Origin of the sequence: Xenorhabdus sp. PB30.3 (assembly GCF_963895965.1) — a bacterium.
GTDB lineage: Bacteria > Pseudomonadota > Gammaproteobacteria > Enterobacterales > Enterobacteriaceae > Xenorhabdus > Xenorhabdus stockiae.
On record NZ_CAWQMW010000154.1, the window covers coordinates 21010 to 27220 of the forward strand.

At 40.6% G+C, this 6211-nt stretch carries 8 protein-coding genes; 5 read left to right on the top strand and 3 right to left on the bottom strand.

What is annotated here, in order from left to right; all coding sequences use genetic code 11:
* Positions 1 to 61: 61 nt before the first annotated feature.
* Genes artJ through artM form a run of 3 tightly spaced genes read left to right on the top strand, consistent with a single transcriptional unit; the run spans position 62 to position 2199 of the window.
* Positions 62 to 805, top strand: a complete 744-nt coding sequence (gene artJ / locus AACX38_RS15015) for an arginine ABC transporter substrate-binding protein (protein WP_228864847.1) — start codon at positions 62 to 64, stop codon at positions 803 to 805.
* 10 nt (positions 806 to 815) lie between these two features.
* Positions 816 to 1538 carry an arginine ABC transporter permease ArtQ gene (gene artQ / locus AACX38_RS15020; protein ID WP_228864849.1) on the top strand — a complete coding sequence of 241 codons (723 nt, stop codon included), beginning with the start codon at positions 816 to 818 and terminating at the stop codon, positions 1536 to 1538.
* The gene (gene artM / locus AACX38_RS15025) at positions 1531 to 2199 is read left to right on the top strand and encodes an arginine ABC transporter permease ArtM (RefSeq protein ID WP_228864850.1); all 669 of its coding nucleotides are present in this window, start codon (positions 1531 to 1533) and stop codon (positions 2197 to 2199) included. The genes artQ and artM overlap by 8 nt, the downstream gene beginning before the upstream one ends.
* Before the next feature lie 77 nt (positions 2200 to 2276).
* Here artM and rlmC read toward each other — a convergent pair whose 3' ends face one another.
* The 3 genes from rlmC to AACX38_RS15040 all read right to left on the bottom strand — a co-directional run bounded on the left by rlmC (position 2277) and on the right by AACX38_RS15040 (position 4343).
* Positions 2277 to 3410, bottom strand: a complete 1134-nt coding sequence (gene rlmC / locus AACX38_RS15030) for a 23S rRNA (uracil(747)-C(5))-methyltransferase RlmC (protein WP_228864852.1) — start codon at positions 3408 to 3410, stop codon at positions 2277 to 2279.
* Between the two features lie 23 nt (positions 3411 to 3433).
* Positions 3434 to 3949 (bottom strand): type III secretion system chaperone family protein, encoded by a 516-nt coding sequence (locus AACX38_RS15035; RefSeq protein WP_099121254.1) that lies wholly within the window; start codon positions 3947 to 3949, stop codon positions 3434 to 3436.
* Positions 3950 to 4031: 82 nt separating this feature from the next.
* Positions 4032 to 4343: a YbjC family protein gene (locus tag AACX38_RS15040; protein WP_099121253.1), complete on the bottom strand. Its 312-nt coding sequence runs from the start codon at positions 4341 to 4343 to the stop codon at positions 4032 to 4034.
* A 201-nt stretch (positions 4344 to 4544) separates the two neighbouring features.
* Between AACX38_RS15040 and AACX38_RS15045 the strand changes: the two genes are divergently transcribed.
* Together AACX38_RS15045 and ybjG are read left to right on the top strand one after the other, a co-directional pair.
* Positions 4545 to 4808 carry a GrxA family glutaredoxin gene (locus tag AACX38_RS15045; RefSeq protein ID WP_086953673.1) on the top strand — a complete coding sequence of 88 codons (264 nt, stop codon included), beginning with the start codon at positions 4545 to 4547 and terminating at the stop codon, positions 4806 to 4808.
* A 462-nt stretch (positions 4809 to 5270) separates the two neighbouring features.
* Positions 5271 to 5879, top strand: a complete 609-nt coding sequence (gene ybjG / locus AACX38_RS15050) for an undecaprenyl-diphosphate phosphatase (RefSeq protein ID WP_228864854.1) — start codon at positions 5271 to 5273, stop codon at positions 5877 to 5879.
* Positions 5880 to 6211 lie beyond the last annotated feature (332 nt).

Genomic DNA, 6211 nt, shown 5'->3' on the forward strand with positions numbered 1-6211 from the left:
ATACAGATAATTTCAGAAAAATAACCATCAATCACATGATCATCAGTTACAGGACATGGCTATGAAAAAATTCTTGCTTGCAGCTTTATTAACTACTGTCACCCTATCAGCAACCGCAGCGGAGAAAGAAACTCTGCGTTTCGCAACTGAAGCAACTTATCCTCCATTTGAATTCGTTGGTGATGACAATAAAATTCAGGGCTTCGATGTAGATCTGGCAGATGCTATGTGCAAAAAACTTAATGCCGAATGTAGTTTCACCAATCAGGCCTTTGACAGTCTTATTCCTAGCCTGAAATTCCGTCGCGTTGATGTGTTAATGGCAGGTATCGATATTACACCTGACAGAAAAAAACAAGTTGATTTTACTGATACTTATTATGATAACTCTGCCAATTTTGTAACTGTCAAAGGCAAGTTTTCCAAAATTGGTGAATTAAAAGGCAAATTAGTAGGCACTCAGAATGGCACGACACATCAAAAATACCTGATGGAACAGCATAAAGAGCTAGAAACAGTGCCATATGATAGTTACCAGAATGCAATTCTCGATCTGAAAAATGGCCGTGTTGATGCAATATTTGGTGACACTGCTGTTGTCAATGAATGGCTGAAAAAGAATAAAGAGCTAGGTACCATTGGTGAGAAAGTCACTGATAAAGATTACTTTGGCACAGGTTTAGGTATCGCTGTTCGTAAGGGCAATACAGACTTATTAAATAAACTGAATAAGGCTCTGGCAGAAATCAAACAGGATGGCACTTATGACACCATCTACGAAAAATGGTTTGGCAAAAATAATTAATTGAACTCCAATGAATGAATTTCAATCTTTAATTAGCGCCGCCGGTATCACCGTCGGCCTTGCTGTTTCCTCTCTTATAGCCGGTTTGATTCTGGCAATGATTTTTGCTGGCTGGGAATCTTCCCGCTGGAAAACCTTTGCACTTTTAGGTTCCTGCTGGGTTACCCTGATCCGGGGATTACCTGAAATTCTGGTGGTTCTTTTTATCTACTTCGGGAGTTCACAGCTTCTTATCATTTTATCTGAAGGTTTTGATATCAATCTGGTAGTCTGGCAGTTCAGAATACAGATGGAAATTGATAATTTTGACGTCAGCCCTTTCCTGTGCGGTGTCATTGCGCTTTCCCTCCTTTATTCTGCCTATGCATCCCAGACAATAAGAGGGGCATTAAAGGCTATTCCTATCGGGCAAAGAGAGGCGGGTCAGGCTCTGGGATTAAGCCAAAGCCGCATCTTTTCCCGGCTGGTCATGCCGCAAATGTGGCGTCATGCTTTACCCGGATTAGGGAATCAATGGTTAGTTTTATTAAAGGACACAGCTCTAGTCTCATTAATAAGCGTTAATGATTTGATGTTACAAACAAAAAGTATCGCCACTCGCACACAAGAGCCATTCACCTGGTACATGGTTGCCGCAATCATCTATTTAGTTATCACACTGGTGAGCCAATTTATCCTTAAACGACTTGAAGTACGTGCGACTCATTTTGAACGGAGTGCTTCTGATGCTTGAGTATATAAAGGATATCTTACCGGGCCTACACACCAGCCTGAGTCTGACTTTCACAGCATTGCTGGTGGCGTTTATGCTATCAGTCATCCTGACGGTCATTCTGACAATGAAACTGCCGGTGCTCACGCAATTGGTGAAAGGCTATATAACACTATTCACCGGCACTCCCTTACTCGTACAGTTCTTTTTGATTTACTATGGTCCCGGGCAATTTCCAGCCATAAAAGCATACCCGTGGTTATGGCAGTTGATGTCAGAGCCGTGGCTCTGTGCGATGGTGACACTGGCGCTAAATAGCGCAGCATATTCCACTCAACTTTTTTATGGGGCAGTTAAAGCAATCCCGGAAGGGCAATGGCAATCCTGTTATGCACTTGGTATGTCACAGGCACATTCTATGCGCATATTACTACCGTATGCCTTCAAAAGAGCGCTCTCATCCTACTCAAACGAAGTTGTGTTAATTTTCAAAAGCACCTCACTGGCCAGTACAATCACTCTGTTGGATATTATGGGATACAGCCAGCTACAATTTGGCCGCAGCTATGATGCAACCGTTTTTGTTGCAGCAGGTGTCATTTACCTCTGCATAAATGGTCTTTTAACATTGCTGATGCGTACTTTTGAACGGCGTACACTATCATTTGAACAACGCAATTAAACAACCAACCACTATTTATGATGTATCTTTGCTTCCATTGCTGATTACCAACAATGGAAGCTATTCCTTATTGAGGGCTAACCGTTCTTCAGAACCAACAGAGCCAGTGTTTCATAATGCTCAGTGTGTGGAAACATATCGAATAACTGCACTTTTTCTATTCGGTATCGTTCAAGCATGGTGATATCTTTTGCCATCGTTTCCGCATTACAACTTGAGTAAAGAATATACTCAGGTGCCATTCGGTTAAGATACTGGCAAAGTTCTTTACCAATTCCCCTTCGAGGCGGATTAACTAATACCAACTCTGGAGTTTGCGATTTCTCAAGGGCGAAATGCGTAGAATCCAGAGCCTGAAACTCAACATGTTTGAGCCCGAGACTGTCAGCTGAATTTCTGGCACAGGCAATAGCTTCCTCACTGATTTCAATGCCTGTCAGCTTGGTTTCTTTATCTGCACAATGCAAACCAAAACCTCCCGCGCCACAAAACAGATCCCACATACTGCCTATATTCAGCTCCCTGACCCACTGCCCTGCTGTCATATATAACTGCGAAGCAATAGCCGGATTCGTCTGGAAGAAACTCCGGGGCCGAATATACAACGGAATATTATTGAAATTTTCCTTCAACATTTTCTTTTCAGTGAAAATAATCTCTTTTTCACCTTCAAGGATCGCCATATGTGTCGGTTGGATATTCGCAGAAATTACCGTCAGCTGTGGTAACTGTTCCTGTAACCATGGTAAGGATCGTTGTAACTGTTCCAGTTTTTTTTCTGAACGCAACACAAACCTCAGCATCATCTCTTTATCAGCCCGGCTTTCGGTCAACAGAATGTATTTCAGTTCACCTTTTTTACGTGCAACGTTGTATGGGACTAACCCCGCTTTCGCGATAAATATTTTTATTACGTCAAAGACTGGCTGAAAGTGTTGCGGATACAAAGGACAGTCACAAAGATCGACTGTTCTGCCATCCCTATGCAGCATTCCGAGCAGCGGGCGCTCAACACTGCCACTCACGACCATTTTAGCCTTATTACGAAACTCACTAAGCTGGCTGGCAACAGGGGGTTGCCAGCGCGTGTTTGGAGTATCTCGTAAAAGCTGTTGTAAATGTTCTTGTTTATCTGATAACTGATTTAAATAGGACTTATCAAGCCACTGGCAGGAGTGACAATGCCCCGCGGTATACTGCGCACACTGCATTGTAAAAAACCACTTAAAAAATATTAGTGCAAGGTAAACGTTGATGTTTCTGTCGAAGCCTGTGCCTCATCTTCTTCATCTTCAACTTCCATTTCACTTTCCATATCACTCGTGACATAAAGGAAATTGCTACTGTGAACTTCAAAGATCACATTGGCAATTTGCTCCTCACCGAGTTTCAGAAAATGAGAGAATTGCTGGAATGTCATACCGGCTGCGATAGGAAATGACTGACAAACAATAAGTTTTGGCAAATTTTCATCCTGTATATCAAGGAATGCCTTCACAGTCAGGGAACTGGCATTAATCTGGCTCAGATTCGCAACCAATGGAATGATCGCTGTTGGCCTGACTTCTGCCAAAGCGGAGAAAAAGACAACATCCCCCAGCAGATCAATCTTGGCATCAAACAGGCCTTCAATGTTCTGCATATGAGGCAAATGTAATACCTGGCTTGCTTCATTTTCAAAATAAGAAATTTTCAGCTTATCAAGCCAATTACGTAATGTTGCTAAATTTGGGGTAACCATAGAATCCATTGAATCAACCTCATATGACTAAAAGTGACACCTGCTACCTTCAGAAAACACTCTATTAGGATAGCAACATGAAATCGTTAACCTATTTTGTTTTTTCTCCATCAGAGACAACCCGATGATTGCTGCCCTCTTTCTTATGATCAATACCTAAGAAAGAAAGATTATAGATCGCACGCCAGATAATATGGATAGCTGCGGGAATCAAACAGCCGATACCCAATAAGATCATAGCAACGTGTGCTTCTGTCGTCATTAATAAAGGTGATAGAATTAGACTATCAGTTATCGATAAATAGACTAACGCTAATAACCCGATACCCAATATTTCCAATAAGATAACCATCTTTGGCATATCAGCCAACGAACGCATCTCTTGTGATGTACTTTTCTTCATTTGTTGACCACCTTCCAAATCTGATACGGATGATAAATTTTGACCATACCTCACCAGATAATCATGCCTGAACCGATTGTATTGGCAGGACTAATTAAAGCGAAAGGAAATTCCTGCTTTTTTTTACCGACACTTACAGGCATAGTAACTCAAGATGACATATCAATGTAGCCCATGATCATTACTACTTAAGGAGTTTATATGTACACTGTCATTTTTGGTCGCCCTGGTTGCCCATACTGTGTCCGCGCAAAAGAACTGGCTGAAAAATTAAAAACAGAGCGTGAAGACTTTGATTACCGCTATGTAGATATCTTGGCAGAGGGTATCACCAAAGAAGACTTGTCAAAAACAGTAGGCAAAACTGTTGAGACCGTTCCACAGATTTTCATTGATGAAACACACATTGGCGGTTGCACTGACTTTGAAGCCTACGCCAAAGAAAATCTAGAACTGTATAAATAATCGCAGCACCATTGCTGTTCAGGCAAAAGAATTCTCTTAACTTGAACAGCAAATATCTCATTAATTCCAAAAGAAATTCCAGATCACTCCATTCAAAAAGCTCACCAGATAGAAAAAATTCTGTAATTTTTTTACGATCGTGAGAACTTTCAGGTTTTCGTACAGTCTCAATTAGTGCCACTGCTTTTCTTTGATGTCCCCATATTGAGGAGCCCGATAGTCATCCCCTTTGGTTAAAGACTATCGGGTTTTTTGTTTATGTGGGGTGTTAAGTAAGTGAAAAACAACTTATCCCATATCATGAATACATTATTGACCTACCCAACTGCAACAATCATTAAATAGAATAACAAATGAAGGCGATATCGCTTTACTGATCCACATGCTAAAATTATTGTTTTTACCGATAAATTGATAAACACGTTATCACATTTTTACTTCAAGGCACGTGTGAGGCTCATTTTGCTAGAACAACTGAACCACGATTTGTTTAACCTTATCAATGCAACACCAGATTCATCATCAGGCATGATCATGTTTTCAATCTTTATTGCAAAATATCTGGTGTATGTATATCCCATAACACTGGCAGTTTTCTGGCTTTGGGGGAAAAAAGAGGCCATCTCACATCAACGTGTTGTTGTCAGTAAATCCTGTATTGCTTTTGCCTTTGCCATAACAGCATCAACAATTATTGGAGCACTTGTTCCTCATGCCCGCCCGTTTGTAGAAGGGGTTGGCTATAACTTTCTCGCTCATGCGCCTACAGCTTCATTCCCCAGTAACCACGGTACAGCGGTGTTTACGTTCTCACTTGCATTTATTTTCTGGCACCGTATCTGGTCAGGGTTGTGTCTGATGGCTATTGCTTGTGCTATCGTGTGGGCTCGGGTTTATGTTGGCGTTCATTGGCCAATTGACATGATTGGCGCTTTTTTAGTCAGCCTGATGGGGTGTGCATTTTCCCAAATATTCTGGCACCTATACGGCGCATTTTTACAAAATAAGCTAACTTTTCTTTATCAATTCATCTGTTCCTTTTTGATTAAAAAAGGCTGGGTGCAAAGTTAGCTTATCTTTTCCTCAGAAGGAAAAATATCCAATAAATTTCAAGTTGTAGTTTTGTTAGCTACAACTTGGAAAACGACAGATATAGATATGAAGCCCCCTCAGTCATCATAAAATGCTTCGTTATATATAACATCACACAATGAAATATCATTACTCTTTCTACATAAAAAATAACCAATGATAATTACCTTTCATATGACGACTGTTTAAAATTAAGATGTTTATTAAGTTATAATACTAAGAACCAAATTCCGATTCATAAAATTCACATCTTAAGCCAAACCAAAAAAACGGAATTATTTTACTTTCATTTCAGCCTGATACAATAAAAT

What these genes read in the sequence shown, in the direction of transcription:
- artJ (WP_228864847.1), top strand. Translation starts at nt 62, where the DNA reads ATGAAAAAATTCTTGCTTGCAGCTTTATTAACTACTGTCACCCTATCA.
- artQ (WP_228864849.1), top strand. Translation starts at nt 816, where the DNA reads ATGAATGAATTTCAATCTTTAATTAGCGCCGCCGGTATCACCGTCGGC.
- artM (WP_228864850.1), top strand. Translation starts at nt 1,531, where the DNA reads ATGCTTGAGTATATAAAGGATATCTTACCGGGCCTACACACCAGCCTG.
- rlmC (WP_228864852.1), bottom strand. Translation starts at nt 3,410, where the DNA reads ATGCAGTGTGCGCAGTATACCGCGGGGCATTGTCACTCCTGCCAGTGG.
- AACX38_RS15035 (WP_099121254.1), bottom strand. Translation starts at nt 3,949, where the DNA reads ATGGATTCTATGGTTACCCCAAATTTAGCAACATTACGTAATTGGCTT.
- AACX38_RS15040 (WP_099121253.1), bottom strand. Translation starts at nt 4,343, where the DNA reads ATGAAGAAAAGTACATCACAAGAGATGCGTTCGTTGGCTGATATGCCA.
- AACX38_RS15045 (WP_086953673.1), top strand. Translation starts at nt 4,545, where the DNA reads ATGTACACTGTCATTTTTGGTCGCCCTGGTTGCCCATACTGTGTCCGC.